Source organism: Pseudomonas baetica (assembly GCF_019733355.1).
Classification (GTDB): domain Bacteria; phylum Pseudomonadota; class Gammaproteobacteria; order Pseudomonadales; family Pseudomonadaceae; genus Aquipseudomonas; species Aquipseudomonas baetica_A.
Window position 1 is genome coordinate 1 of record NZ_JAIHLQ010000052.1, and the last position, 25,966, is coordinate 25,966.

Sequence of the window (25,966 nt, forward strand, 5' to 3'; positions counted from 1 at the left end):
AAGCCCGCTCCCACAGGGGATGGGTGGGTGGATGAGATTTGCGGCTGACCACGATTCAAGGTGGGAGTGGGCTTGCTCACGAAGAGGCCGGCGCATCCAGCATCGATGGTGCCAGACCTGACGTCTTCGCGAGCAAGCCCGCTCCCACAGGGGATGGGTGGTGTATGTGTCAGTGGGTACTTATTCCCCCTGCGCACATTGTCTGATTGCTATTCATAACCCCGCTGCCAAAAAACATCTGATCATCGACGGTATCAATCAGCCGTTCACTAACAGTGATTGGACGCCACACAACGTTGTCCATAACCTGCGCGGTCTTGTTCCGTTAATCGCGGATTTCTCACTCCTGCGAGGCTGTCATGTCAGAGCGCGTCTTGATCGATGGTTACAACCGCCGCGTCGACTATCTGCGCATGTCAGTCACTGACCGCTGCGATTTCCGCTGTGTCTATTGCATGGCCGAAGACATGCAGTTCCTGCCCCGGCAACAGGTACTGACGCTGGAAGAAATCCATCAACTGGCGCGAAGCTTCGTCGCCCTGGGCACCCGCAAGATCCGCCTCACCGGTGGCGAGCCGTTGATCCGCCCGGGCGTGGTCAAGTTGTGCGAGCAGATCGCTGCCCTGCCCGGGCTGCGCGAACTGTGCCTGACCACCAACGGCTCGCAGCTCGGCAAACTCGCCGCGCCGCTGTTCGATGCCGGGGTCAAACGCCTCAACGTCAGCCTCGACAGCCTCAACCCCGAGCGTTTCAAACAGATGACCCGCACCGGCGATCTGGCTCAGGTGATCGACGGCATCGATGCTGCGCGCAAGGCCGGTTTCACCCGCACCAAACTCAACGTCGTGGTGATGCAGGGCCGCAACGATCAAGAGATCAACGATTTGGTGAGTTTCGCCATTGACCGTCAGCTTGACGTCTCCTTCATCGAGGAAATGCCACTGGGGATCATCAGCGAGCACAGCCGGGCGGAGTCGTTTTTCTCAAGCGCACAGGTGCGCGACAAGATCGCCGAACGCTATACCCTGATCGACTCCGCCGAATCGACTCAAGGCCCATCGCGCTACTGGCGGCTGGCCGAGGCACCGGAAATTCGTTTGGGGTTCATCTCGCCGCACAGCCACAATTTCTGCGGCACCTGCAATCGGGTTCGGCTGACTGTCGAGGGGCGTTTGCTGTTGTGTCTGGGTAACGAGCATTCGGTGGATTTGAAAGCGGTACTGCGCGCCCACCCGGGGCAACCGCAACGGCTGGAGAAGGCCATCATCGAAGCCATGAAGCTCAAGCCGTATCGGCACAATTTTGAAGTGAACGACGACGTTCAGGTCGTGCGGTTCATGAACATGACCGGCGGCTGAACCGTCACTCATCGGCGTGTACGGGATCGCATCACATGTGCGGTTGTGCGCCAGCCACCAATGGATCAAGCCCTGGCATGATCTGCAGACTCCGTAATACAACGGACGGATCCGCCACAAGCCTGGCGCCACGCGTTGAACATCAAACTGTCTGGCACTCCGTCACAAAAGCCTGATTAGATAGCCGCTCCCCACGGATTCACCTCAGGAGCCACGCTTGAGTACAACGCCCAAAGACCTCCCACGCCCCGACCCGGTCAGCCTTCGCGATGCCTGGCGCTTCTGGCTCAAGCTCGGCTGCATCGGCTTTGGCGGCCCCGCCGGGCAAATCGCGATCATGCATCAGGAACTGGTCGAACGCCGGCGCTGGATTTCCGAGAGACGTTTCCTCCACGCACTCAACTATTGCATGTTGCTGCCCGGCCCTGAGGCCCAGCAATTGGCGACCTACATCGGCTGGCTGCTGCATCGAACCTGGGGCGGCGTGATCGCGGGTGTGCTGTTTGTCTTACCGTCGCTGTTCATCCTGATCGCACTGTCGTGGGTCTACATAGCGTTCGGTGATGTACCGGCAGTAGCCGGGGTGTTTTACGGGATCAAACCGGCGGTCACGGCGATTGTCCTGCACGCGGCCCACCGCATTGGCTCGCGGGCATTGAAAAACGCGTGGCTGTGGGCCATTGCCGGCGCCTCGTTCGTGGCGATTTTTGCCTTCAATGTGCCGTTTCCGTTGATCGTGCTTGGCGCCGCAGTGATCGGTTATTTCGGTGGACGACTGGCCCCCCAGCGCTTCGCTAACGGCGGTCAGCGCAGCGGTGGAAAATCCTTCGGCGCAGCGCTGATTGACGACGACACCCCAACACCTGAGCACGCACGATTCAGCCTGCACAAATTGCTGAAAATAGTGCTGATCGGCGCAGCGCTCTGGTGTTTGCCGATGGCGTTGCTGACCGCTCTGTACGGCTGGGACGGCACCTTCACGCAAATGGGCTGGTTCTTCACCAAAGCCGCGTTGCTCACCTTTGGCGGGGCCTATGCGGTGCTGCCCTACGTCTATCAGGGCGCTGTCGGGCATTACGGCTGGCTGACACCGACGCAGATGATCGACGGCCTCGCCTTGGGCGAAACCACGCCGGGACCGCTGATCATGGTGGTGGCGTTTGTCGGTTTTATCGGCGGTTATGTGCAACCGGCGTTCGGCCCGGAACATGCATTCGCCGCTGGCGCATTGGCGGCGACGCTGGTGACGTGGTTTACCTTCCTGCCCTCGTTCCTGTTCATCCTTGCTGGTGGGCCATTGGTGGAGTCGACTCACAATGAACTGAAGTTCACCGCTGCGTTGACCGCCATCACCGCAGCGGTGGTGGGGGTGATTCTGAATCTGGCGTGCTTCTTTGCCTACCACGTGTTCTGGCCGAACGGCTTTGCCGGGCACATGGACTTTTTCTCGGTGACGCTGGCGGTTGCAGCGGCGTTGGCATTGTTCGTTTTCAAGCGTGGCGTGATCACTGTGCTGATCGTTTGCGCCCTTGCCGGGCTGGCCTTTCACTTGATGCGCTGAAACGCAGCCAACAAATCTCCCGTTTACACGCCCGTGGATTGCCCCTTACTATCCGGGCACACCGGTCGGCGGGTCAGTCCCGCCACCGACGTTTTCCGCCAACGGAAACACGCGTTATGAGTACGTCACCACAACAACGAAACTCGTTGAACGTCTCCGCTAAGTGCGCCCTCCCTCACAGGGGCCGCGCATGAATCGTATCGTCAATCTCCCCATGGCCCTGCGCCGTTCCAAGCTGCGTCACTCCGCACGCCCGCCGGATATCGCCCTGCCTGTCTGATCGCGCCGGTTAAAAACCGCGACAGCCCCTACCCCTTGATATCCCTGCCAGGACGCCCGCGCCTAATGCCGAGCTGCGTCCGGCCCGAATCTGCGCGCCTGTGCGGCGCCATCGTGAGTGATTGATTATGAAATTCGCAGCCATTGAAGACGCACACCTGTTCCTTGAACAGAACCCTGACATCGACATGATCGAGCTGTTCATCCTCGACGCCAACGGCGTGCCGCGCGGCAAGCTTCTGCACCGCGAAGAGCTGCTCGCCGTGTACGAGAGCGGCCGCCCGTTGCCGAGCACCATCCTTGGCCTGACCGTACAGGGTGATGACGTCGAAAACTCGGGGCTGGTGTGGGACGTCGGCGATATCGACTGCCGCGCCTACCCGCTGCAAGGCAGCCTGGTGCGCTTGCCGTGGCGGCAGATTCCGACGGCGGCGGTGCAGGTCAGCATGCACCCGACCGAAGGCATGCCAGCGAGCATCGCCGACCCGCGTCACTTGCTGATCAAGGTCATGGACGGCCTCAAGGCCGAGGGTTATCACCCGATCATGGCCTGCGAACTGGAGTTCTATCTGCTCGACGCGAAACGCGATCACAACGGCCGTCCGCAACCGGCGCTGGATGCCGACGGTGGGCGACCGCGACACACTCAGGTCTACGGCTTACGTGAGCTGGAGCAGATCGAACCGTTTCTCGCCGACCTCTACAGCGCCTGCAAACTGCACGGCATTGCGGCGCGCACGGCGATCTCGGAATACGCGCCGGGGCAAGTGGAAATCACCCTTGAACACGGCGACGCACTGGAGGCGATGGATCAGGCGGTGCGCTACAAACGGCTGGTCAAAGCCATCGCGCACAAGCACGGCATGCAAGCGACATTCATGGCCAAACCGTTCGATGATCTGGCCGGCACGGGTATGCACATGCACGTCAGCCTCGCCGACGCCGAGGGGCGCAACCTGTTCGCCTCCGAAGACCCTGCCGGCACGCCGCTGCTACGTACGGCAATTGGCGGGATGCTCGCATCCTTGCTCGATTCGCTGCTGTTGTTCTGCCCGAACGCCAACTCCTACCGGCGCTTTCAGGCCAACAGCTACGCGCCTTTGGCGCCGACCTGGGGCGTCGATAACCGCACCGTCAGCCTGCGCGTGCCGGGCGGTCCGGCCAATACCCGGCACATCGAACATCGCATCTGCGGCGCTGACGCCAACCCGTATCTGGCGGCAGCGGCGATTCTTGCCGGCATTCATCGCGGCATTCGCGAGAACCTTGACCCGGGCGCGCCGGTCGAGGGCAATGGCTACGCGCAAGCGAAAGAACTGCTGCCAACCGATTGGCTGACATCGCTGCAAGCGCTGGAAAATTCATCATGGGCCCGCGATGCCTTGGGGCATGGATTTCTTGGGGTGTATCTGGCGGTCAAACGTGCCGAGTACCGGCAGTTCATGGCTGAGGTGGGCGAGCAGGATTGGCGCTGGTATCTGACCGAAGCCTGAAGACTCATCACCGATCCCTGTGGGAGCGAGCTTGCTCGCGAAGGCGTCGTGCCAGTCGACATCAAAACTGACTGATCCACCGCTATCGCTGGCAAGCCAGCTCCCACAATGACCGCGTACCGATTCGAATTTTGTGTGGACACTGACATGACCAATCGCTGCAATTCCTACTACACCGCCACCCTCAACCAGGACACCGATTACCCCACGCTGCAAGGCAGGCACAAGGTTGATGTGGTGATCATCGGCGGCGGTTTCACCGGCGTCGCCACCGCCGTCGAGCTGGCTGAAAAAGGCCTGAAAGTCGCCATCGTCGAAAGCCACAAAATCGGCTGGGGCGCCACCGGGCGCAATGGCGGGCAGGTCACCGGCAGCCTCTCCGGCGACGGCGCGATGCGCAAACAGATGCGCCCGACACTCGGAGACAACGTCGACGATTTCATCTGGCATTTGCGCTGGCGCGGGCACGAGATCATCCAGCAACGCGTGGAAAAATACGGCATCCAGTGCGACCTCAAACACGGCCATTTGCACGCCGCGTACAAACCCGGCCACATGACCGGTTTGCGCAGCGATTACGAAGAAGCCGTGCGTCGCGGACTGGGTGACGAAGTCAGCCTGCTCGACCGCAGCCAGGTACGTGATCTGCTGCAAAGCGAGCTCTACCACGGCGCGATCAAGAACACTCGCAACCTGCATCTGCACCCGCTCAACCTGTGCATCGGCGAAGCGCGGGCGGCGGAAAGTCTGGGGGCGCTGATCTTCGAAAACAGCGAAGTGCTGGAGATCATTCACGGCGCTACGCCAGGTGTGAGAACCGCCCAAGGCCAGATCGACGCCAATCAAGTGATGCTCGCCGGCGACGTCTACCACAAACTGGAACCGGGCCAGCTCAAGGGCAAGATTTTCCCGGCCATGGGCGGCATCGTCACCACCGCGCCGCTGGGCGATCTGGCCAAACAGATCAACCCAGAAGACCTCGCGGTGTACGACTGCCGCTTCGTCCTCGACTACTATCGCCTGACCGCCGACGGCCGCTTGCTGTTCGGCGGCGGCGCCAACTACAGCGGCAAGGATTCACGCGACATCGCCGCCGAACTGCGCCCGTGCATCGAGCAGACCTTCCCGGCGCTCAAAGGCGTGCAGATCGATTACCAGTGGAGCTGCGCGATGGGTATCGTCATCAACCGCATCCCGCAACTGGGCAAACTCTCGGACAACGTCTGGTACTGCCAGGGCTACTCCGGGCATGGCATCGCCACCACCCACATCATGGGCGAGATCATGAGCCGGGCGATCACCGGGCAGATGGAGCAGTTCGATACGTTTGCCGCGTGTCAGCACATTCGCGTGCCGATGGGCGATTTGCTGGGCAATCCGTTGTTGGCGGTGGGAATGTGGTACTACCAGATGCTTGAAAAATGGCGTTGATCGCACTGGCCTCTTCGCGAGCAAGCCCGCTCCCCCATTGAAATGCATTCAACCTGTGGAAGCAGGCCTGCTCGCGAAGGGGCCTGCATATTCACCGCTCGTCTCAATCTGGTAGCTGCTCGACAACAATTCCCAATCGCCGATAATCCTCGACACTGCCCGACGCCACATGTCGCTCGGTGATCAGCGTGTGCAACCGATCACACCCCGCCACTACAAATGGCTCCACCGCGCCCAACTTGTCCGCCGTGGTCACCGCGATCACCCGCGCCGCACTGTCGAGCAACGCCTGCTTCACCGGCACCTCATCAAAATGCAGAGACGTAATCCCTACCTGCGGATGAATTGCACACACCCCGGTAAAGGCCAGATCCGCTTTTATCCCGGCCAGCATTCGTACCGCTTCATGGCCACCGGCCGACAGGGTATGCGGGTTCAATTGTCCGCCAGCCAGAATCACCTTCACGGCCTTGAACCCGGACAAGGCAATCGCCGTCATCGGCGCCGCCGTCACCGCCGTAATGCGAATATCCGAGCGCAACGAGCGCGCCACTTGCAACGTGGTCGAGCCGGAGTCGAACAGCACAATCTGCCCATCCTCAACCTCTTGCGCCGCCCGTTGCGCTAACCGTACTTTCACCTCGTCGGTCTCGTCCAGCCGCGTGAAATAATCCTTGCCGGTGTCTTTCGGTCGCGGCAACGCACCGCCGTGCACCCGCTGCACCAGGCCGGCGTTGTCCAGTTCGGCGAGGTCGCGGCGGATCGTATCCTCGGACACCGCAAAATGCTGACTCAGCTCAGAGGCCATGACCTTGCCGTCACGTTCAAGGATCAGAAGGATTTTCTGTCGGCGCAGGGACGGGAGTTCAGAGCTGCTGTGATCGCGCATGGTTCCGCCTGTTTATGCTTGTAGTTGCAGGTTTTCCGAGACTAACCAAAGCCTCGGGCAAACACAAACCGGCGGGTATCAATTGTTTCGATCATTGGAATCAACATGCCGAATTTTTTCTTTGCATTCAGCCTGTTCAGAATGGCCCCACTCTAAACAGGCTCAGGATGAACACCTTATGAATCTCAATTTCGCGTTTGCTTGCATGATCGTCGTGTCTTTCGCGATTGCCCTGGGCCACGGCTGAGGTATCAGACCGACGCAACCCGAGCCTTGCGCACAAACAGCGCGTGGGCCTTCTCCCAGAAGTTGCCGCCCAGCACAAAGAAGCTACCAACGAATATCAAATCACCGAGCAATTGCAGTTGCCAAAGATTGGGCCGCAGCCCCGGCCAGAAGTTATCGACATACGGTTCCAGAAACGAGACAAGCAACGGTAGGCAGAACATCACCACGCCCACTCGATGGCGCAGCGGCCCGACCTCGTCGACCGGGGTTGGAATCATCCCCGAGACATAACCGCCAATCGTGCGCTTGAGTTCGGCGAATCCGGCCTTGCCCATCACCGCGATCACCAGCAGCAACAGTACCTTGTTGCTGATAAACAGCACTCCGGTCAGCGCCGCGACTTTCGAACCGGGCACATCAAGGGCCGCGGCCAACGGCACCATCAGCCACGAACCGAGCATCAGGCAGATAATCGCCACGCCGACCTTGAAGCGCCAGTTGGCGGTGGAGGTCGGTGTCACCGGATCTTGGGCTGTGTCCATGGTTGCGTACCTGTTTTGACGGGAGCCGTTGCCTGAAAAGCGTAGCAGCAGATTCGCCCGAACAGCCTGCAATACGCGGTCTATGCTCCAGTGATATTTGCGACCGGGGACACACGCAATGCCTGCAACGACAGCCCTGCTGATGCGGCCACGTCACCTGCTGATGCTCGGCGCCCTGAGTTTGAGCGGCTGCGTGCGCCTGGGGCCGGACTTTCAGACGCCGGGCGAAGCGTGGAGCAAGCACTGGAACAGCGCAGCGCTGGAGCAGGCCAGCGAACGTGCCGCCCAGCCGGATCTGCGCCAATGGTGGCAGGTGTTCGCCGACCCCGTTCTCGACCGACTGATTGCCGAAGCCGACGCGCATAACAGCAGCCTTAAAATCGCCGGTCTGCGAGTGCTCGAAGCCCGCGCCCAACTGGGCATTGCCCAAAGCGGCCGCTACCCGCAACTGCAACAGGTAGGGGTCGACAGCCTCTACATTGACCGCCACCAGTCCGGCGGCAGCAACCCGCAGGATCTGCATTTCTGGCAACACAGCGCCGCGTTCGATATCGGTTGGGAACTGGATTTCTGGGGCCGCTTCAGCCGTGCCATCGAATCGTCCGACGCCAGTTACTTCGCCGCTCAGGCCAACTACGAAGACGCGCTGGTGCTGTTGCGCGCGCAAGTGGCCGACACCTATTTTTCCCTGCGCACCACCGAAGCCCGGCTGCGTGTCGCCCGGGAGAACGCCGTCCAGCAAAAGCGCAACTTCGAGATCACCGAAAAACTCTTCACCAGCGGCCAGACTGCCGAACTCGACTTGCAACAGGCAAAAACCCAATACCTCGGCACCCTGAGCAGCATTCCGGCGTTCGAAGATCAGCTACTGCGCACCCGTAACGCCCTGGCGGTGCTGGTCGGCCAGCCGCCCGGTGGCGCGGCGTTGCTGGCCGAACAAACCGGGCTGATTCCGTTACTGGATCGCGCGGTGCTGCAAGACGTCCCGGCCAATCTGCTGTTGCGTCGTCCGGATATACGCGCGGCAGAACTGAACGTCGCCGCGCAATCAGCGCTGGTCGGTGTCGCCGAAACCGATCTGTACCCGTCGCTGACCTTGCTCGGCAGCATCGTCTGGTCCAGCGATACCCTCGGCGCCACCCCGCGCAGCCTCGATCTGATCGGCGGCCCGAGCCTGCGCTGGAACATCTTCGATTACGGCCGTATCCGCAACAACGTGCGGGTACAGGACGCGCGCTTGCAGCAACTGATCGAAGCCTACCGCGACAAGGTACGCCAAGCCGCACGCGAGGCTGACGACGCCGCCAGCGGCCTGAGCAAAGCGCTGGAACGCGAACGCATTTTGCGCGAGGCCGAAGGCGCGGCGCGGCGTTCCCTGGCGCTGGCCAACACGCAATACCGCGAAGGTTATTCCGACTTTCAGCGAGTGCTCGATGCACAACGTGCGTTGCTCGAACTGCAGGACAACTATCTGCTCAGCCGCAGCAACGCCGTGAGCAACCTGATCGCCCTCTACAAAGCCCTCGGTGGCGGCTGGCAAAGCAACGCGCCGCCGATCGACGAGCCGACCCGACAGCAGATGCAACAACGCACTAACTGGGGCGATATGCTCAGCGCGCCGCCCGCCCAACCGGTGTATCCCCTTCCATCGCAGGTAAGCCGCCATGACTGACGCCGCGCCTCCAGCGCCCGCCCCCGCTCCAACGCCGGCCGATCCAGCGAAAAAAGGCATCCGCTGGGTGCTGCTGCTGATCGTGCTGAGCCTGGCCTGGTATCTGCTCGCCGACCGCTACACGCCCTACACCCAGCAGGCGCGGGTCGGTGCGTTCGTGATTCCGGTGGCGGCGGAAGTCGCCGGTCGGGTGATTCGGGTCAACGTGCGCAACAACCAGGATGTAAAGGCTGGCGATATTCTTTTCGAACTCGACCCGCAGCCGCTGCAAATCGCCGTAGACCGAGCCAAAGCCGATCTGGAATCGACCCGTCGACAGGTCGGCGCGAGCACGGCGGGTATTGCCTCGGCGCAGGCTTCATTACGGGCCGCGCAAGCCAATGAACTCAAGGCACGCCAAGACAATCAGCGGCTCGAAGGTTTGTACAAACAGGATCCCGGCACGGTGTCCGTGCGACTTCTTGAAGTGTCGCGGGCCAACCGCGAACAAGCCGTTGCCCAAGTCGCCGCCGCACGCGCCGAAGTGCAACGCGCGCAGGAACAGGAAGGCGGCAGTACGGACACCAACGCCCAACTACGCAGCGCGGCTTCTGCACTGGCCAAAGCTGAACTGGACTTGTCTAACACCCGCATCGGCGCACGCTCTGCAGGTTTGATCACCGATCTGCGCACCGACGTCGGCCAGTTCACCGCCGCCGGTAGCCCGCTGATGACATTGATCGCCATCCACGACGTGTGGATCAGCGCCGATCTCACCGAAAACAACCTCGGCCGCGTACAACCGGGCACGCCAGTGGCCATCGTTCTCGACGCATTGCCCGGCGAAGTCCTCGACGGCCGGGTGCGCAGCGTCGGCTACGGCGTCAGTGTCGGCCAGACTCCCGCGCCCGGCACCCTGCCGAGCATCCAGAACAGCCGCGACTGGCTGCGCCCGGCGCAACGTTTCCCGGTGATCATTGAGTTCTCTGAAGAGGCAAAGAAACACCTGATCGACAGCCGCGCGATCCGTGCCGGTGGCCAGGCGGAAGTCATGGCCTTCCCCACTGAAGGCAATCCGCTCAATCCGCTGGGGCGGCTGTTTGTCGGCCTGATGAGCTGGCTGTCGTATGCCTACTGAACGCAGCGTCCCGGCGCAACGGGCCTTGCGTCTGGCGTTCGGCACGGCGCTGTGCACCGCCGCCAGTTATGCGTTGGCCTTGCCGCTAGCGTTTATTTCACCGGTACTGGCGGCGCTATTGCTGGCCAGTTTGCCTCGGCCATTGCCACTGAAAGGCGCATTGGTGCTGGCGTTAGTTGCTGCGCTGACGACGAGTATCGGCCTGCTGCTAGTGCCCTTGCTGCGTTATTACCCGGTGAGCGGCGTGCTGTTGATCGGCCTCGGTTTGTTTCTGGTATTTCGCTTCGGTCTGCGTGGCGGCAATCCGTTGATCGTGACCTTTCTGGTGATCGGCATGACCATGATCTGCGCCGCCGGGTTTGCCGAATTTGATCTGGCGATGGCGGTGATTGGTGCGCTGGTCAAAGGCTTGTTACTGGCGGTCGCGGTGGTCGATGTCAGCCACGCGGTGTTCCCGGAACGACCCGACAGCCCCGTTCCACCCAAACCGCCCACCTTGCCCGACGACGAAGTCCCGCGCGTGGCGTTGCGCGCCACCCTGATCGTCATGCCGACGTTTTTACTGGCTCTGAGCGACCCGGCCAGCTACCTGCCGATCATCCTCAAAGCCGTCAGTCTCGGCCAACAAACCTCTACCCCCAACACCCGCCACGCCGGGCGCGAACTGCTCGGCTCGACCCTGCTTGGAGGCTTGCTGGCTGTGCTGCTCTGGTGTGGTTTGAGTCTGTTCGTGCATGTGTGGATGTTCTTTCTTTGGACGCTGCTGTTCGGGCTATGGCTGGCGCGCAAGCTCTATCGCCTGAGCCCGACAACGTTCAGCCCCGGTTTCTGGCTCAACACTCTGGTGACGATGATCATCCTGCTCGGCCAATCGGTGCAGGACAGCGCGGCAGGCAAAGACGTCTACAGCGCCTTCGCCGTGCGTATGGGCCTGTTCATTCTGGTGACGCTCTACAGCGCGTTGATGATGCACCTGCTCGCAGCGCACAAACCTCAGCGTCAAGGCGTGACCTGATAGCCGCGCCCTTGCAGGCACCCGGTGTAGGCACTGGAACTCGCCGCCGCATTGGTCTTGCTCTGTGCGCGCCGATCCTGACGCTGCCGCGCGCCACCGACCACAGCGCCGGCGGCAGCCGATTGCCCGGCGCGGTTTTGCCGGTAATCCTGTTTACGGTTGTCGTCCACCGCATCGTAAAACTCGTCATGTTGACGGCCGCGCACCTCAGCCGCTGTTGCACCGGCCGCAGCACCCACCGCAGCGCCCTTCAGACGACCGCCGTTTTGTGGGGTTGATGTCGTCGAGGTCGAGGCAACGGAGTGGCAGTCGTTGATGTCGATCTGGGTTTGTTGCAAGGTCTGACCCTTGAGCGGGACGACGGATTCAGCGCTGGCTTGAGTGGTGAAGATGGCAGCGATCACGAGTGGGATGAACGTTGTGCGATTCACGATTACCTCCGGCGGGGCCTAGGGGTGGCTGTGAGGCGGGGTAATCAGGGAGTGTAGTTCAATGTGTTCGAGGAGGAATGCTTAAGAGGAGAGGATACTGACCTCACCGTTATGGAATCAGTGGCTCGCACTCGCCGTTATGGATACCATCCCGACACCCTCAATTTCGCCGATCACGGATCTCGATGCGTCGTTTACTCAGCCGAATCGCCGCACTCATCCAGCCTGAGGCAAAGCCATTTTTTGCCGGATACAGCCTAAAGGTCCTGCAGTCGTACTTTGTGACGCCGTTGTCGGTCGCCAGCCTGCCAAACCTGCCGATGATGACGTCGCTGGAGCAATCCGGAGTATCCGCCTGTTACCTCTCACTTCTGACTGAAAAAAACGACGTCAGCTGTTTCCGGCAGTGGGTCGACTCGTCCTTCCAAAAGTCAAGGGAAAGCACATTCAACGGCCTGCGCACCTTTGAATATGAGGAAGTCTTGAGCCAGGAGCGCTTGATTTTCTTCACCGCCAACCAAGCGCTCAACACGGTCACGATTCATTTAGTGACTAACAGCGCGAGGCTCCTCGACTTGCTGAACCACGAAAAACTCGCTGTCCCCCCACCGTGGGTTGCCTTCGAAGGTTACAACCCCTCGTGGTGGGGAGGCAGTATGCAAGGAGCCCAGGGTTTCTATAACGACAGTTATTTTTTGCCGTTTTTTACTCGCTTGAGTGACGCTGAAAAACAGCGCTATTACGCAAGATTCAATGCCAGCGCCGCGTGGATAGAACAACTGGAGTTGATGTACGGCGACGATTGATTCGTTCAGGCCCCCTCCCGTACTCGCCGCACCTGCACCCACAACGCCGGCGCAAAATGCAGCAGCACCATCCGCGCCAAGTGGTGAGTGAGGATAAACACCACATTCAGCCCGCCCGCAAACGCGACAATCGCAATCGTCTCGATCGCCCCCGGCATGTACGCCAGCCATAGCGACAACGGATCGCTGCCGAGCAATCGCGCCGCCACTTCGGCAAATGCCGCCGCCACCACGATCATCAACCCGACCGACACTAGTGCCGTGCGGCCATGCAGCCCCAATTCCTTGAAGCCCAAACCCTGAAACCGCGAACCGATCCGTACACCGAGAATCAGCGCCGCCAGATTCAAGCTCCAGCCGGGCATGTGAAAACCGTGCAACCAGCCTGCTTTTACAAAGACTGCGGTGATGATGATCGCCGTGAGCATGAAGGGCGCCGGCACGCCGATCACCAGCAGCAATCGACCGAGCACGACGCTCAAGCCGATTACCGAGCAAACCGTCAACGCCATGCCGGTGGTCAACGGATCGCTTTCAACAGCAGCCACCGACACCGGCCCCGGAATCAAAAAGCTCACCAGCACCGTGATCAGCAGTAACCGCATCAGATGCACGATGATGACTTTGCTCGACGCCTTCTCCGACTCCAGCAGATCAAACACCGCCGCCAGCGCCCCCGGATACACCGCGAGTAGCGCATCCGTGCGATTCCACCCTGCCCCACGCGTCAGCCACCAACCGGCCAGGGCAATCTGCACCGTCAAGCACAGCAGCAACACGCCAAGGCTGGGCAACATGGTCGACGCCGTTGCGCTGTCCCACGCTTCGAACATCAGCCCGGTGGCGGTGCCCAGCGTGACCTGGATGTAGCCCAGCCCATAGGGCGTCGCGGGGGCGAAACCCGATTTCGTCACGACCAGCGCAGTAACGAGGATGGACCCCAGCAGCAACCCATGCGGCACACCGAGGGACTGCAACACGGCGCCAAAACCGGCGGCGATCAACAAACACAGAATGGATTTCATGAATACTCCATCGACTTAAAAGTACGGTTTACGTCGTCTAAGCCAAACAATCAGGATGTACTTTCAGGGCGTTTTATCGATGGCTTCTTCGGCTGTTGCGCAACCAGAATCCTGCGGGTGTGCTGTTCCTGAGACTGAACCAGCTTCTCGCCCTTAATAATCTTGAGGGAATCAATCAACGAACTGACACCAAAGAAACCCGCGACCGGAAGGGTGATGCCCAGCCAAAAGGCGAATTTCGGTTCAAGCCCCATTGGCTTGATCAACAGAAGTGGGGACATCGCAACAGCAGACCACACGATATACAGCGTGAAACTCCAGGCTTTTCTCCAGATCCTGGAAAAACGCTTTCTGTACTTCGGGCGGAAATCAATCCTGTGTCGCTCTACATCAAGCTCAACGTACTTTCTGGAAAGCACATAATCCCTGAGGCTTCTGGCGGGATTAACGAGGGAAATCAGATAGGCGACATCGGCGGGATTGATTGCCGAAGTACCCGCGATAGCCAAGTAGCCACGTTCCTTGACAAGGGGAGGTAAATCCGGGTTTTGCTCAATATCCTTCAACACTTCTTTCGCGACCCGATACTCCTCCGCGAGCCGGCTCTTGCCCATGAACGATAATTCGCGAATAACCTTTGTCGCCGCAGCGACGACTCCGATTACCGTCAGTAACTGAACGATCGTTGCAAACTCCATCCTTGGTTCCTCCCTATGTCCCTTGCGCTGCTTTAAACAGAATGGGTAATGACCATTGCGGGCAATCCCCTGCTAACCGCGCAACCGCCCAATCGCACGCCGATACTTCTCGATCCGTTCCAGATCCTCCCAACTCGGCGAGGCGATCCGCGACAGGTCGCTGTTCTCTTCCAGATCCGCCAGTTTCACCACCCGGCCAATCGGGTTCTGCGCCGCGCGATCGACGAAATCCTCATAGGACTCACCCGGTACTTTGGTTACCGACGCAATAGCCGTCAGCACCTCCTCGCTGAAGCCTTCCGTGCGCAAATCATCCAGGCTGATATCGCAATCCTCGACCACATCGTGCAGCACCGCGACGATGCGTTCTTCCAGCGTGGTCATCCGCAACATCACTTTCAGCGGATGCAGAATGTATGGTGCCCCGCCCTTGTCCACCTGCCCGGTGTGCGCGGTGGCGGCGATGGCGATGGCGCGTTCGAGTGTCTGGGTCATGGGGATTTCCTCGGGTTAGACGCCGTAACGGCCGCCGACGTGGATGTTGCGTTTGAGCCAGCCGCCAATCGCTTTCAACCGACCGACCGGCTCGGCGTGTTGCTTGAGAATCATGCCAACTAACGTCGCCTGATCCGCACCAGGATGTGCATCGATCAACTCAGCGACCCAGGCACAATCAGCCTTCTTCAAATGCTCACGCCACTCACCGGGCCAGGCCTCCAGCTCATACAGCGCCAACCAGCGCGCACCGCCCTGCCCACCATGCCCTCCGGCCGTCGACTGTTCGAAGCAGAAAGGCGTGGCCGCTCGGGACAGGTCGATGTTGAAAATGTAGACGTCGTGGGTTGGGTGCTGCGACGTGGGGGCGTTGTTGCGGCTGCCGATTTCGATCATGCGCGGATCCATCCGTGGCGGGGCGTTACAAACTGTTTCCTGCATACCATCACGGATTCACCTCGCCATGGCAAATCAAAAATAAGCCGAATCGGGACAATCAATGTCCGATCACGCTTAAAAATTTCCGCCCTGCACATAGGCCGTCCATGAACTTTTCTTTAAAATGATGTCAATGCGATATCGCCGTTTGTCTTTGGTCATGCGGCATCACTCAGCGTCAGGCTGTTTCCTGACAATCATGGAAGTACCCCCGATGAGACTGATTCTCGTGATGTTATTGATGTTGAGCGGCTACGCGCACGCCGGTTGTGAAAACATCAAAGACGATGACCAACGCAACTATTGCAAGGCCAAGGAAGGCTGGGGTGGCTGCCAGAACATCAAAAATGATGACATGCGCAACGCCTGCAAATCCGAAGCTGAAGGTAGCGATAGCTGTGGGAACATCCGCGACGATGATCAGCGCAATCTCTGCAAAGGCAAGAGAGGCATCGACAGCTGCACGAACATTCACGACGATGACCTGCGTAACTTGTGCAGGGCACAACAAGGTCGGGGTGGCTGCCAAAACATCAAAAACGATGACATGCGCAGAGACTGCAGAGCCACGACCAATGGCTGATGGGTGCCACCGACGCCACTGCCCCCAATAGTCGTTCCGGCCCGGTCATCTCGCGAGTAATGTTTGCCCGCCTCTGGCACGAGGCGGGCACTCGGGATTGACCGCTCGGTATACTCCCCCGCCATGCTTGCCCCGCATCACGCCTCAACCTGGAAAGGACACCGATGAGCAGTATTCCACTCTCCGAACAGATGGGCGCAATGGCCTTGGTCGATGAGTTGCGCCATCAGCAGAAACAGGTTCAGGAACACCTCGATCTGCCGCGACGCCGAGCCGAAATTGCCGAGCACATTCGCACCTATTACCAGAACCACAACATCGTGTTCGACGACAACCTGATCGAACAAGGCGTGCGTCAGGTGTTCGCGCGTCGTCTGCTGCTGGAAATGCCGCCCGTGGGTGCAATCGACACCTGGCTGATCAACTCGTTAGTCCGGCGCTCCGGTGTGATCAAAACGCTGCGAACCTCTGCCATGGTGCTATTGGTCATTGCCTTCGCGGTCTACAAATTCACCAGCCCGACGGTTTACAGCCCGGCCGAAGTGAGCGAGGTCAGCACCGACGCCGCGATTGTCCGCGATGATCGCAAAAAGCTGTTCCAGGAGGTGGACAAGCAGCGTGGCGCCGTAGAGGCCCTGGCTCGCAGGCTGGCCGAACAACCGGACCCGCAGGCCAGCGTATTGCTGCAGCGCGCCCGAAGCGCGCTGCCGGCTACCGACGTACGCACGTCTATCGGTCTTTCCGAACCCGTCACATCAGCAAACGCAGCCGCGATCGAAATCCGGGTCAAAGAACTCAAGGAGAGCCGGTATGCAGTCAACCGGTCTCTGTACGAAGTTGAAGGCAATGTGAAGTATGCCGGACGTATCCTCGACACTCGCAATGACCTTAAAGCAATGCTGCAAGACCCGAAATTTGCCCTCGGGATTGCCCACTCCAGCAATCTGGACCAGCGCCTGGCGGAAGTCGACCAGTTGCTCAAGCAAGTCAACGGCTACGACAGTAACCAGGATGCACAAGCGGCGTACAACGATCTGCGTGGCGATCTCTGGAACTATGAACAAGACATGCTCAAACTGCAGTCCATGCGCTACCGCTCGCTGAAAGAGCGCATCACCTCCCGCTGGGTACCGGATGAAATCCGGACCCAGTTGCGCAGAAAAGTCGAAGTCATCCACCAGCTCCTGGAAGTCGGTGACTCGATGGCCGCCGAGCGAAAAATCAATCATCTGATCAGTTCGATGAAAGATGCAGGCTACTGGCGCCGCTGGGGTGGTTCGGGAGAATGACAGATTGAAAAGAACGCCCCCCATGAGCAGCACCGCACTCTCCGAGCAACTGAAGGCGATGGCGTTCATCGACAAGCTGCGCCATGAGCAAAAGCAGATTCAGGATCATCTGGACTTGCCCAGCCGTCGCGCGGACATCGCCGAGCGCATCCGCGCCTACTACATCAGCAACGCCATCGAGTTCGATGACAAATTGATCGAACAGGGTGTGCGGCAGTTTTTCGCCCATCGCCTGATGCTGGAGATCCCGGCACTCAATGGATTCAATACGTGGTTGGTCAAGTGGCTCAACCGCCGCGGCGCTTCGCCGGCGAGCGTCAAACCGGCAGACATACGCCTGGCACCACTCATTCTGCTGATCCTGTTATCCAGTGCGCTGATCCTGTGGGCGAATCACCACTATAAGGATGCCGGGAGAGTTGACAACATCGTCAAAAATGCCTGGGCGATGCGCGACAAAAGCTTCGAGTTGAACAAGCAAGTGCAGTCAATAACCAAACGTCTCGCGGTGTTGCGCAAGAGCAACGCCGAACACCCGAGCGCGAACATCGGCCGTTTGCTCCAGCATGCGCAGTCCAGAATGCCAACCAGCGCTTTCCGCACGGACCTTGGTGTGGATATAAAAATCACCAAAGACAATCTGGACCTGGTGGAATCGCAGTTCATGACATTCAACGCGCAGCAACGGCGGTTCGACACCGACTCTGACCTAATCTACAACGACATGAAGTATGCCGGTGCAATCATCTGGATGCGCCAGACCCTGCGTGACATCCGCCAGGACCCGAAGAATGTCGCCAGGATCGAACAATCCAGCAGTCTGAAACAGCGACTGACACTGCTCGGGCAACAGCTTGAGCGCATCAACAACGAGAAGACTTACGGCGATGCGTTCTCCACGTTCCGAGATATCGACGATGAGCTGTTTGGCATCGGTCAATAAACCACCGACTGCCTGGCCACCCTCACGAAAGGACACCTGATGCGCAGCATTTCACTCTCGGACCAAATGACGGTCGTAGCCCTGATCGACGAACTGCGGTATCAGCGCAAACTGGTCCAGGAGCACCTCGACCTGCCCCGCCGCCGCGCAGAGATCGCCGAGCGCATCCGTGCCTATTACCTGAGCCAGGACCTGCCCGTGGACGACGACCTGATCGAACAGGGCGTGCATCAGTTCTTTGCCCGCCGTTTGATCCTCGAAACGCCGCCAACCCATCTTGTCAGCTCGTGGCTGATCAGGACGTTGGTTAGTCGGCAGGCGCTGGCCGGCCGCGTCCGACGCATGCTGCCTCGGTTCGGGATCCTGCTCCTGCTGGGCGTCGTGCTGGGGGTTGGCGTGCTGTTGCAAAAGCAGTGGGCTTCCGGCGGGGACGATCTGAAGATTCTTGAAGTCAAATTAGCTGCACATGGCTTGTCCGGCAGTCTGCGCGATCAGAACACAGCGCTTGAGAAGCTCCGGACGCTGTTCGCAAAGGTTCAGCGCGAAAACGTACAACAGCCGGACGAGACAGCGACCCGCCTGCTCCAGCGTGCCGAACAGAAACTCCCGGCTCGCGGCCTGCAGACCGATATCAGCAGTAACACCCCGGTAACCCGCGATAACGTCCTGGCCTTGGACTCGCAGATCAACGACCTTGACCGGCAACGTCTGCAATTGAATCGGGACACCTACGCGGCTGAGCAAGACATCCAGCGCGCCAGCGGTATTCTCGGCACACGCCGAAAGGTCCAGGAATTACTGAAGGATCCGAAACGTGCCGCCGCCATTGCCCAATCGAGCAACCTCGATGAACGCCTGGCCGAGATTGATCAGGCGCTGAAAAACATGGATGACAATCAGGGGACGGCGTATGCCGCTTACTCGGAGCTGTCGCGTGACCTGTTCGGCGACACCAGTCTGTTGGACTTGCAGACCAGTCGCTTCCAAGGCTTGCGGGCACGGATTGAGCGCAAAGAGTTTCCAGCAGAACTACGCGAATCCTTGCAGTCGCGCCTGCAGGAAATCGAAGCCGACCTGAAAAAGGGAAACTCGAACGCCGCCGAGACAAAAATCACTCAGACACGACAAAAACTCAGGGCAGCAGGCTATTGGTCGCTGTATTGACCAGCCCGACCTTCAGCCTGCAATTTCTTCCCTTGACCGCGACTCAACAGGTACTGCAATGACCTCAACCACCCAGAACCAGGCGTCATCGACCGCCAGACAGACGCCGGCGCACAGTGCCAAAGACTACGAAGACATCCGCCAGGAATGCAGGGAAAAACTGCGCGCCTACAGTGAAAACGAAGCCTATGTCTTCCTGCGTGATCGGGCCTATGGCACCGACCAATACGCGTTCGGTTTTTTCCAGCGCTGGCTCGACGGCCTGCTAGCCAAACGCATCAACTACGCTGGCAATCGCCAGAACGAGTTGATGCTGCTGGCGATGCAGGCGCGCAATGAAGAGCTGCACGGCAAGCCGCCCGCTGAGCGTTAATGCCTGCCCACACCCAGAACAGACGACACCACGTAAGGACACTCGATGACCAACTACCTCGAACGGGCACTCACTGGTCTGCGCACGATTGGCATCAACCTGTTTCAACCCGTTCACGATGCACCGGTGCTGGTACTGCTCGAGCGCGTTGCTCAGTACAACAACAGCAAAGTCACCGCCATCGCTTCGGTACTGCAGCAGTCGACCGCGTTCAACAGCATGGTCCGCGAGCAGATTGAAGGCATGGACATTTCCACGCGCTTCATGGACATCACTCAGCGCTTCAGCTCGATCCGTGAAGACGCTTCTGCCATGGCCGAATGGATGGACGACGGCCGCCTCGACACCCTGGAAAAACTCAAGCTGAGCTGGATGAACCTGCGCCGCGGATCGATTCCCAGCCGCTTCAATGACATCCGCGAGAGCTACTTGCAGGTGTGCAAATCGGCCAATGACCAGATTACCCGGGAAAGCGTGGTGCTTGAGGCGTACATGGATTTCCGGATGGCAATGAAAGCCGCCGAAGTCGACGCCCAGCAAGTTTTGGCAGTGGCCGGCAAGGCGCTAGAGCAACGCACTCAGGCGCTGAACGACGCCGGCGCTCAGGTCACCGCTGCCGACACCGCCGAGCCGGCCCGGCGCGCCAGCCTGGAGTTGCAACGCGATGAAGCCGTTCGCGCCCTGCAGGATGAAGACAAGCGCTACCAGATCGTCAAAGACATCGCCGATGACCTCAAGGTCGGGTACAACACCGCTGAAATGGTGTTTGCCCGGATCAATCAGGTGCATGTGATCAAGGAGCGCCAGTACCAGCGCATGGTCTCGTTCTTCTCCACCAACGAAGTGGTACTGACCGGCCTCGCCGTATCCTTCACCAGCAACAGCGGCCTGGCCGAAGCGACCCACACACTCAATGCCACCACCGAAGGCGTCAGCAAAGGGCTCGAGGCGTTGGGCTCTGCCGGCAATCAACAGATCGAAGCGGCGGTCAAAGCCAGCTACGGCTCGACCATCAGGGTCGATTCGGTTCGTGCACTTGCCGATGCGACCCTGAGCTTCCAGACCGAGATGCAAAGCCTGACCGACAGCTACCGTACCGAATCAAGCAATGCCGCCCGTGACATTGCCGATGCAGTGGAAGATGCCAAGCGCAAGTTTGCAGCGCTGCTGAGCAAGGCTGTCTGACGTTTCCAATGCAAAAACGCCGATGCCCGCCGGGGCATCGGCGTTCATGTACGTCGCATGACGTTGAAGGTTTACGCACATGAAAAAGGGACACCATTGGGTGTCCCTTTTTTGCCTTTGGAGCAAACAGATCAGTCAACGTTTCATGGCTTCGCACTGGTTGCGCAGGTCCCCATTGCCGATGCTCGCACAGCTACTGCCCTGCTTCGCTTCGCAGAAGGCGCGCTGATCACGATCCCCGATGCTGGCACATGAACCGCCTTTCTCCGCTTCGCAGGCCGTACGCAAATCGTAATTGTCGATGGAATAACAACTAGCGCCTTTCTTGGCGTCGCAATAGGCGCGCTGGTCACGATCCTCGATACCAGCGCATGAACCGCCCTTCTCCGCTTCGCAGGCCGTGCGCAAATCGTAATTGTCGATGGAATAACAACTGCTGCCTTCCTGCGTGGCCTGGCAATAGTTGCGTTTGACAGGATAACTGATGCTGGCACAACTGGCGGAAACGTAACCGCTGAACATCAATAACATTGCAAGAATCAACTTCATCTCACACTTCCTTGGGTTGCCAGGAAACAGCCTGGCACTGGTTGATGCAATCAAAACCAGATCAGCGCTTCATGGCTTCGCACTGATTGCGCAGGTCAGAATCATGGATGCTCGAACACGTGCTGCCCTTCTTCGCCTCACAAAATGCACGCTGATCGCTGTCATGGATGCTGGAGCAGGTACTGCCTTTCTCAGCCTCACACATTGCGCGCAAATCCGAATCATGAATGCTGGAACATGTGCTGCCCTTTTTCGCCTCGCAGTAAGCACGCTGGTCGCTGTCGTGAATGCTCGAACAGGTACTGCCCTTCTCGGCTTCACAGGACGCTCGCAAATCACTATCCCGGATCGAGGAGCAGGTACTGCCTTCCTGCGTGGCCTGGCAATAGTTGCGTTGATCGCTGTCACGGATGCTGGAACAACTGGCAAACGTGTAACCGCTGAACATCAATAACATCGCAAAAATCAGTTTCATCTCACACTTCCCTGGGTTGCCAGGAATCAGCCTGGCACTGCTTGATCCATTCTCAATGAGCGTCGCGACACGCCATCAAATTGACATCGCTTTTTAGGAAAGTTCAAACAGGCAAATAAGATCCGCGCAGATTTTTGAGTCTGAAAAACGCGTAGGAAAACACCACCTGTGGCGAGGGAGCTTGCTCCCGCTGGGCTGCGAAGCAGACCCAAAACCGGCCAGTCCTTTTCTCCAGGTCCACCGCATGCGCCGGAATACGCCGACTGCGTCGCCGAGCGGGAGCAAGCTCCCTCGCCACAAGGTTGGGTTGGCGTCCTACAGGTCGGTTGTGGTGGCTGAAATGGCTGACTAGAGTGGTGTCGTCGCTAACTAAATTAGCGATAGGGTTTCGCAGCCCTTAAGATTGACACCTTGTTCCGTCAAGTTCGGCCGACTCCCGGCTGTCCACGTTTTATGGCGGTTGTGCGTGGGAGACCTCCGGGTCTGCCGGGTCATGGTGTTTATCCTCCGGTCTGCGAACCCGCGCATAGCTGCCACCCTTTTGTTTCGCAGCACAATGGTGGCAATTCCTCTTTGCCAAGGATTAACACCATGACGACGCAAACACCGCTCCACCACTACGCGCACATGTCCCACCCCGCCACCGACCACCCTGTCCTCCTGATCGACGCCGATGCCCCATTGCGTGAACTCCACGCCTGCCTCGCCGAACGCCTCAACGCCGTCCTCAAATACCTTGACCTCATCGCCTGCACCAGCCTCCCCGATTACGCCGAACATGACATCAACACTGTGACCAACATCGCCAGGATCATGGTGCAGGACGTGAGTGATGTGTTTCGGGTAATCGAGCAGCGAGGTTTCGACGCGCCAGCCTGATAACCAACACATTGCCAAAGTGCCAACTTCATAAACGCCCGGTCATCCAACCAGCGATAACGTCGTTGGCACTTGGGAATAATCACCTCCTGACTTCCGCGCCCCTTGTAAGACGCGTCTGAACTTCACCAATAGCGAACCAGCGCCTCACTGTCCCGGCTTTAGTTGACGGTTACTCTTCAAACAAGAGTTTTCCAGTCAATAAGGCAGAGCTTCCATGGCCAACCACAGCTACATGAGCATTACCGGAAACCGTCAAGGCTTGATCTCCGCCGGTTGCTCCGACACAAACTCAATCGGCAACAAATGTCAGTTAGGCCACCTCGACGAAATCATGGTCCTGGCCTATTCCCACAACATGACCACCGGCAATAACGGCGGCGTCACTGCCGACCGTGGCAAGCACTTGCCGATCATGATCACCAAGAACATCGACAAATCCTCACCACTACTGTCCGCCGCACTTCATGAGCGTGAAGTGCTGGACTGCACCCTCTTCTTCTACCGAACCTCACCCGCTGGAACACAGGACAAGTACTTCAAAATCCACATTGCCGGCGCAAAAATCGCCCACATCAACCTCCAGGTTCCCCACGCCATCCACTTGAACGACGCACAGCCTCAAGAATTGGTGTCATTTACTTATCGCGAAATCAGTTGGACACACCTACAGGCGGGCACGTGCGGTTTTAGCCGTTGGGGAAATGAAGATGAATGAGGATTCGTGTGACATCAACGACGTTACCCATGCCGCTTCAGACCTTATTGCCTTTGGGTGCCATTTAGGCGCAACCCAATTGTACGACAGCTTCGCGCAACTAAGATTTAGCGAGATTGTTGTTGGTTTTGCGAATGAAGTTATCGGGGCAGTTAATGATGGCATTGTTAGTGCCAAGCAAGGGTTGCAGGCACTTAAAGAGGAACACGCCGACTTATCAAATAAAATATTGTTCTACGCCCAGAACGGTGTGGGTGCTGCGGCGGGGATTATGCAGATTCAAACAGGCGCTATCGTAATTGCGAGCACGCGCGGTGGAGCCATGCCATTAGGTGTACTTTATTATGCGCATGGCGCAAACAACGTTTATGAAGGGGTAGGAAATATCTACAATGGCCCGACCGAGCCAGCGTTAGTGGGACCTATCCGAAAAGGTTACCAAGCTATTTCTGGCGACATTTCCACCGGAAATACACGCTATTACCTTGTAGACCTCAGCCTTTCGGGAATAGGAGTTTTTTTTCCTGTCCGCAAGACTGGCTCGATAGAGCTTTTCAACCGAGACCCCTTAAATTATGAGCGCGCATTTAAAAGCGCGGGAAAGCTAGCACTTTCACTTGAAATACTGGCCGACATGATTACGATCAAAAATATCAAAGACGCCCCAGACACCAAATAGTATTCAGACAGATTTCATTGAACGTTTATGGAGAAAAATGTAGGCAATCACAAATCCCGAAACCCCAACAATTCCGCGATAAAAGTTTGAAAACATGGGCGACTCGCCAACGACAAGATCATACATCTGAATAGCTACCTCCGCGCAGAACACAGAAGACATGAAGCTAAAACAACAGACAACCAGCCACGGGGTTTTCCGAATAAGAAAAGGGCGCTGAAGAACTTTAAGAATCAATTCGAAAAACAAATAACGAAAATTCAAAATCAACAAGAAAACAAATAACACAGCCCTGACAATACACCCAACAAATTCATCTAACTGGAGCATTTTTTCAAATTCATACACCAACAATACTGCATAAAAAGCCGAAATAGCGAAACTTGCGAAACACAGCTTTATAACAACATACACCTTTACTAAAATCCCCATCAACAAGAACCACCTTAGTCTATATTGCTAGCATTCAGAATGCACAGCCCACACTTTGATCCCAAAAACACAAAAAACGTCTAACAATATACATACTCACAAACCATCGAGCGCCACACAAAAAACATCATCATTACACACTCATACTTTCCTTACACCGCTATGCGAATCATCCTACGAAATTTTCCTAGCGCCTAAAAAACCCCTAAAAAACAAATAAACCCTAATAAGGGCCACCCATAAAAATCGATACACGAGCAAAAAAAATCCGACACCCAAACAGGTATCGGATCATTCAAAACTCACAGAAATTGAACACTTACACCAATCAAAAGTTAGCAGGCGTATTCGCACTAATTATCTCAGCCTCATCCGCCCCGATATTCCGAAACTTATGCGGCAACGTCGTCGGAAAGTAATAACCATCCCCGGCATTCAAAACACTCACCGACCCATCCACGGTCAACTCAACAGTCCCCCGCGTAACAAGCCCGCACTCCTCACCTTCCGCATGCACAATCGGCTCTTCCCCGGAGCTCGCGCCCGGTGCGTATTGCTCGCGCAGCAAGCGCATCTGCCGGCTCGGCACGGAGGCGCCGATCAGCAGCAGGCGCAGGCCATGGCGGCCCAGATCGGGTTGTTCGTTGGCGCGGAAGACGTATTGATGTTCACGCGGTGGCTGGTCGAAGGTGAAGAAGTCGGCCAGGGACATCGGGATGCCTTCGAGCAGCTTTTTCAGTGAGCTGACGGAAGGACTGACGCGATTCTGTTCGATCAGGGAGATGGTGGCATTGGTCACGCCGCTACGCCGGGCCAGCTCGCGCTGGGAGAGTTTGTAGCTTTCGCGTACTAGTTTGAGTCGAGAACCCGTATCCATGACTGCCTTATGTGAGAACGACTTAAGGGCGATGGGGGTGGGTGGCGGGTGCCGCGCAGGTCGCGCGGATCACGTTGCTCCCGTGTCCCGGAACCGTGAAAGGCGGCTATTAAATCACGTTTGGTGGTGTTGCTCAGCAGGTTCGATGGATGGTGGGGGAAATGAGCCTGCCGGGCTTTAATTCTGAGTAAACACAGAACCTGTGGAAGCGGGCTTGCCAATGCTGAGGCCAGCCCAATCACCACAAAACCATATCGAAGAAGTATCACCACCGCGCCCAATTAATATTGTACGAATCCAAGCCCTGCTTCCAATACTCGACCCCAGCAGCCACCCACCCGG

General features: G+C 58.2%; 28 protein-coding genes. 16 read left to right on the top strand and 12 right to left on the bottom strand.

What is annotated here, in order from left to right:
- Window positions 1–359: 359 nt before the first annotated feature.
- From moaA to K5E40_RS30240, 4 genes are all read left to right on the top strand, one after another.
- Window positions 360–1,358: a GTP 3',8-cyclase MoaA gene (gene moaA / locus K5E40_RS30225; protein ID WP_221733861.1), complete on the top strand. Its 999-nt coding sequence runs from the start codon at window positions 360–362 to the stop codon at window positions 1,356–1,358.
- A gap of 217 nt (window positions 1,359–1,575) precedes the next feature.
- On the top strand, window positions 1,576–2,919 hold the full coding sequence (gene chrA / locus K5E40_RS30230) for a chromate efflux transporter (protein WP_221733862.1): 1,344 nt from the start codon (window positions 1,576–1,578) through the stop codon (window positions 2,917–2,919).
- A 407-nt stretch (window positions 2,920–3,326) separates the two neighbouring features.
- Window positions 3,327–4,691 (top strand): glutamine synthetase family protein, encoded by a 1,365-nt coding sequence (locus K5E40_RS30235; protein ID WP_221733863.1) that lies wholly within the window; start codon window positions 3,327–3,329, stop codon window positions 4,689–4,691.
- Window positions 4,692–4,838: 147 nt separating this feature from the next.
- Complete coding sequence (locus K5E40_RS30240; protein ID WP_221733864.1) at window positions 4,839–6,122, top strand: FAD-binding oxidoreductase; 1,284 nt, start codon at window positions 4,839–4,841, stop codon at window positions 6,120–6,122.
- A gap of 103 nt (window positions 6,123–6,225) precedes the next feature.
- Here the strand turns inward: K5E40_RS30240 and K5E40_RS30245 are convergent, their stop codons facing one another.
- The gene (locus K5E40_RS30245) at window positions 6,226–7,011 is read right to left on the bottom strand and encodes a DeoR/GlpR family DNA-binding transcription regulator (RefSeq protein ID WP_221733865.1); all 786 of its coding nucleotides are present in this window, start codon (window positions 7,009–7,011) and stop codon (window positions 6,226–6,228) included.
- 251 nt (window positions 7,012–7,262) lie between these two features.
- Complete coding sequence (locus K5E40_RS30250) at window positions 7,263–7,781, bottom strand: transporter suffix domain-containing protein (RefSeq protein WP_221733866.1); 519 nt, start codon at window positions 7,779–7,781, stop codon at window positions 7,263–7,265.
- Window positions 7,782–7,899: 118 nt separating this feature from the next.
- Between K5E40_RS30250 and K5E40_RS30255 the strand changes: the two genes are divergently transcribed.
- The 3 genes from K5E40_RS30255 to K5E40_RS30265 are packed head-to-tail and all read left to right on the top strand — an operon-like array spanning window position 7,900 to window position 11,585.
- Window positions 7,900–9,453: an efflux transporter outer membrane subunit gene (locus K5E40_RS30255; RefSeq protein ID WP_221733867.1), complete on the top strand. Its 1,554-nt coding sequence runs from the start codon at window positions 7,900–7,902 to the stop codon at window positions 9,451–9,453.
- Window positions 9,446–10,570: an HlyD family secretion protein gene (locus K5E40_RS30260; protein WP_221733868.1), complete on the top strand. Its 1,125-nt coding sequence runs from the start codon at window positions 9,446–9,448 to the stop codon at window positions 10,568–10,570. Before K5E40_RS30255 ends, K5E40_RS30260 begins: the two co-directional genes overlap by 8 nt.
- Window positions 10,560–11,585 (top strand): DUF2955 domain-containing protein, encoded by a 1,026-nt coding sequence (locus tag K5E40_RS30265; protein ID WP_221733869.1) that lies wholly within the window; start codon window positions 10,560–10,562, stop codon window positions 11,583–11,585. Before K5E40_RS30260 ends, K5E40_RS30265 begins: the two co-directional genes overlap by 11 nt.
- Here the strand turns inward: K5E40_RS30265 and K5E40_RS30270 are convergent.
- A complete protein-coding gene (locus K5E40_RS30270; protein ID WP_221733870.1) occupies window positions 11,570–12,016 on the bottom strand; it encodes a YMGG-like glycine zipper-containing protein in 447 nt (148 codons plus the stop codon). The genes K5E40_RS30265 and K5E40_RS30270 overlap by 16 nt on opposite strands.
- A 185-nt stretch (window positions 12,017–12,201) precedes the next feature.
- Between K5E40_RS30270 and K5E40_RS30275 the strand changes: the two genes are divergently transcribed.
- Complete coding sequence (locus K5E40_RS30275) at window positions 12,202–12,822, top strand: hypothetical protein (RefSeq protein WP_221733871.1); 621 nt, start codon at window positions 12,202–12,204, stop codon at window positions 12,820–12,822.
- A gap of 5 nt (window positions 12,823–12,827) precedes the next feature.
- Here K5E40_RS30275 and K5E40_RS30280 read toward each other — a convergent pair whose 3' ends face one another.
- The 5 genes from K5E40_RS30280 to K5E40_RS30300 all read right to left on the bottom strand — a co-directional run bounded on the left by K5E40_RS30280 (window position 12,828) and on the right by K5E40_RS30300 (window position 15,953).
- Window positions 12,828–13,847 (bottom strand): AbrB family transcriptional regulator, encoded by a 1,020-nt coding sequence (locus K5E40_RS30280; protein WP_221733872.1) that lies wholly within the window; start codon window positions 13,845–13,847, stop codon window positions 12,828–12,830.
- A 50-nt stretch (window positions 13,848–13,897) separates the two neighbouring features.
- Window positions 13,898–14,545 (bottom strand): hypothetical protein, encoded by a 648-nt coding sequence (locus K5E40_RS30285; RefSeq protein WP_221733873.1) that lies wholly within the window; start codon window positions 14,543–14,545, stop codon window positions 13,898–13,900.
- A gap of 72 nt (window positions 14,546–14,617) precedes the next feature.
- The gene (locus K5E40_RS30290) at window positions 14,618–15,040 is read right to left on the bottom strand and encodes an HD domain-containing protein (protein ID WP_221733874.1); all 423 of its coding nucleotides are present in this window, start codon (window positions 15,038–15,040) and stop codon (window positions 14,618–14,620) included.
- A gap of 15 nt (window positions 15,041–15,055) precedes the next feature.
- Window positions 15,056–15,436 carry a hypothetical protein gene (locus K5E40_RS30295; protein WP_221733875.1) on the bottom strand — a complete coding sequence of 127 codons (381 nt, stop codon included), beginning with the start codon at window positions 15,434–15,436 and terminating at the stop codon, window positions 15,056–15,058.
- Window positions 15,437–15,713: 277 nt separating this feature from the next.
- The gene (locus K5E40_RS30300; protein WP_221733876.1) at window positions 15,714–15,953 is read right to left on the bottom strand and encodes a hypothetical protein; all 240 of its coding nucleotides are present in this window, start codon (window positions 15,951–15,953) and stop codon (window positions 15,714–15,716) included.
- Window positions 15,954–16,225: 272 nt separating this feature from the next.
- Between K5E40_RS30300 and K5E40_RS30305 the strand changes: the two genes are divergently transcribed.
- The 5 genes from K5E40_RS30305 to K5E40_RS30325 are packed head-to-tail and all read left to right on the top strand — an operon-like array spanning window position 16,226 to window position 21,015.
- Window positions 16,226–17,350: a DUF6384 family protein gene (locus K5E40_RS30305; protein WP_221733877.1), complete on the top strand. Its 1,125-nt coding sequence runs from the start codon at window positions 16,226–16,228 to the stop codon at window positions 17,348–17,350.
- A gap of 22 nt (window positions 17,351–17,372) precedes the next feature.
- Window positions 17,373–18,293 (top strand): DUF6384 family protein, encoded by a 921-nt coding sequence (locus K5E40_RS30310; protein ID WP_221733878.1) that lies wholly within the window; start codon window positions 17,373–17,375, stop codon window positions 18,291–18,293.
- A 39-nt stretch (window positions 18,294–18,332) separates the two neighbouring features.
- Entirely contained in the window at window positions 18,333–19,457 is a 1,125-nt protein-coding gene (locus K5E40_RS30315; protein WP_221733879.1) for a DUF6384 family protein, read from the top strand.
- Between the two features lie 58 nt (window positions 19,458–19,515).
- Window positions 19,516–19,830 (top strand): hypothetical protein, encoded by a 315-nt coding sequence (locus tag K5E40_RS30320; RefSeq protein ID WP_221733880.1) that lies wholly within the window; start codon window positions 19,516–19,518, stop codon window positions 19,828–19,830.
- A gap of 45 nt (window positions 19,831–19,875) precedes the next feature.
- Entirely contained in the window at window positions 19,876–21,015 is a 1,140-nt protein-coding gene (locus K5E40_RS30325; protein WP_221733881.1) for a merozoite surface protein 3b, read from the top strand.
- 135 nt (window positions 21,016–21,150) lie between these two features.
- On the opposite strand, the gene K5E40_RS30330 is transcribed toward K5E40_RS30325, so the two are convergent.
- Together K5E40_RS30330 and K5E40_RS30335 are read right to left on the bottom strand one after the other, a co-directional pair.
- Window positions 21,151–21,564 (bottom strand): hypothetical protein, encoded by a 414-nt coding sequence (locus tag K5E40_RS30330; RefSeq protein ID WP_221733882.1) that lies wholly within the window; start codon window positions 21,562–21,564, stop codon window positions 21,151–21,153.
- Between the two features lie 61 nt (window positions 21,565–21,625).
- Entirely contained in the window at window positions 21,626–22,039 is a 414-nt protein-coding gene (locus K5E40_RS30335; RefSeq protein ID WP_221733883.1) for a hypothetical protein, read from the bottom strand.
- Window positions 22,040–22,630: 591 nt separating this feature from the next.
- On the opposite strand from K5E40_RS30335, the gene K5E40_RS30340 reads away from it, so the two are divergent.
- The 3 genes from K5E40_RS30340 to K5E40_RS30350 all read left to right on the top strand — a co-directional run bounded on the left by K5E40_RS30340 (window position 22,631) and on the right by K5E40_RS30350 (window position 24,315).
- Window positions 22,631–22,918, top strand: coding sequence for a fructose-bisphosphate aldolase (locus tag K5E40_RS30340; protein ID WP_221733884.1), 288 nt, complete (start codon window positions 22,631–22,633; stop codon window positions 22,916–22,918).
- 217 nt (window positions 22,919–23,135) lie between these two features.
- Window positions 23,136–23,636 carry an Hcp family type VI secretion system effector gene (locus K5E40_RS30345; protein WP_221733885.1) on the top strand — a complete coding sequence of 167 codons (501 nt, stop codon included), beginning with the start codon at window positions 23,136–23,138 and terminating at the stop codon, window positions 23,634–23,636.
- Entirely contained in the window at window positions 23,629–24,315 is a 687-nt protein-coding gene (locus K5E40_RS30350) for a DUF4225 domain-containing protein (RefSeq protein WP_221733886.1), read from the top strand. The genes K5E40_RS30345 and K5E40_RS30350 overlap by 8 nt, the downstream gene beginning before the upstream one ends.
- A 3-nt stretch (window positions 24,316–24,318) precedes the next feature.
- Here the strand turns inward: K5E40_RS30350 and K5E40_RS30355 are convergent, their stop codons facing one another.
- A complete protein-coding gene (locus K5E40_RS30355) occupies window positions 24,319–24,747 on the bottom strand; it encodes a hypothetical protein (RefSeq protein ID WP_221733887.1) in 429 nt (142 codons plus the stop codon).
- A 328-nt stretch (window positions 24,748–25,075) separates the two neighbouring features.
- A complete protein-coding gene (locus K5E40_RS30360; RefSeq protein ID WP_007950154.1) occupies window positions 25,076–25,624 on the bottom strand; it encodes a cupin domain-containing protein in 549 nt (182 codons plus the stop codon).
- Window positions 25,625–25,966 lie beyond the last annotated feature (342 nt).

Coding starts and splice junctions, on each gene's coding strand:
- moaA (WP_221733861.1), top strand. CDS start 360: ATGTCAGAGCGCGTCTTGATCGATGGTTACAACCGCCGCGTCGACTAT.
- K5E40_RS30235 (WP_221733863.1), top strand. CDS start 3,327: ATGAAATTCGCAGCCATTGAAGACGCACACCTGTTCCTTGAACAGAAC.
- K5E40_RS30240 (WP_221733864.1), top strand. CDS start 4,839: ATGACCAATCGCTGCAATTCCTACTACACCGCCACCCTCAACCAGGAC.
- K5E40_RS30245 (WP_221733865.1), bottom strand. CDS start 7,011: ATGCGCGATCACAGCAGCTCTGAACTCCCGTCCCTGCGCCGACAGAAA.
- K5E40_RS30250 (WP_221733866.1), bottom strand. CDS start 7,781: ATGGACACAGCCCAAGATCCGGTGACACCGACCTCCACCGCCAACTGG.
- K5E40_RS30255 (WP_221733867.1), top strand. CDS start 7,900: ATGCCTGCAACGACAGCCCTGCTGATGCGGCCACGTCACCTGCTGATG.
- K5E40_RS30260 (WP_221733868.1), top strand. CDS start 9,446: ATGACTGACGCCGCGCCTCCAGCGCCCGCCCCCGCTCCAACGCCGGCC.
- K5E40_RS30265 (WP_221733869.1), top strand. CDS start 10,560: ATGCCTACTGAACGCAGCGTCCCGGCGCAACGGGCCTTGCGTCTGGCG.
- K5E40_RS30275 (WP_221733871.1), top strand. CDS start 12,202: ATGCGTCGTTTACTCAGCCGAATCGCCGCACTCATCCAGCCTGAGGCA.
- K5E40_RS30280 (WP_221733872.1), bottom strand. CDS start 13,847: ATGAAATCCATTCTGTGTTTGTTGATCGCCGCCGGTTTTGGCGCCGTG.
- K5E40_RS30285 (WP_221733873.1), bottom strand. CDS start 14,545: ATGGAGTTTGCAACGATCGTTCAGTTACTGACGGTAATCGGAGTCGTC.
- K5E40_RS30290 (WP_221733874.1), bottom strand. CDS start 15,040: ATGACCCAGACACTCGAACGCGCCATCGCCATCGCCGCCACCGCGCAC.
- K5E40_RS30295 (WP_221733875.1), bottom strand. CDS start 15,436: ATGATCGAAATCGGCAGCCGCAACAACGCCCCCACGTCGCAGCACCCA.
- K5E40_RS30305 (WP_221733877.1), top strand. CDS start 16,226: ATGAGCAGTATTCCACTCTCCGAACAGATGGGCGCAATGGCCTTGGTC.
- K5E40_RS30310 (WP_221733878.1), top strand. CDS start 17,373: ATGAGCAGCACCGCACTCTCCGAGCAACTGAAGGCGATGGCGTTCATC.
- K5E40_RS30315 (WP_221733879.1), top strand. CDS start 18,333: ATGCGCAGCATTTCACTCTCGGACCAAATGACGGTCGTAGCCCTGATC.
- K5E40_RS30320 (WP_221733880.1), top strand. CDS start 19,516: ATGACCTCAACCACCCAGAACCAGGCGTCATCGACCGCCAGACAGACG.
- K5E40_RS30325 (WP_221733881.1), top strand. CDS start 19,876: ATGACCAACTACCTCGAACGGGCACTCACTGGTCTGCGCACGATTGGC.
- K5E40_RS30330 (WP_221733882.1), bottom strand. CDS start 21,564: ATGAAGTTGATTCTTGCAATGTTATTGATGTTCAGCGGTTACGTTTCC.
- K5E40_RS30335 (WP_221733883.1), bottom strand. CDS start 22,039: ATGAAACTGATTTTTGCGATGTTATTGATGTTCAGCGGTTACACGTTT.
- K5E40_RS30340 (WP_221733884.1), top strand. CDS start 22,631: ATGACGACGCAAACACCGCTCCACCACTACGCGCACATGTCCCACCCC.
- K5E40_RS30345 (WP_221733885.1), top strand. CDS start 23,136: ATGGCCAACCACAGCTACATGAGCATTACCGGAAACCGTCAAGGCTTG.
- K5E40_RS30350 (WP_221733886.1), top strand. CDS start 23,629: ATGAATGAGGATTCGTGTGACATCAACGACGTTACCCATGCCGCTTCA.
- K5E40_RS30355 (WP_221733887.1), bottom strand. CDS start 24,747: ATGGGGATTTTAGTAAAGGTGTATGTTGTTATAAAGCTGTGTTTCGCA.
- K5E40_RS30360 (WP_007950154.1), bottom strand. CDS start 25,624: ATGGATACGGGTTCTCGACTCAAACTAGTACGCGAAAGCTACAAACTC.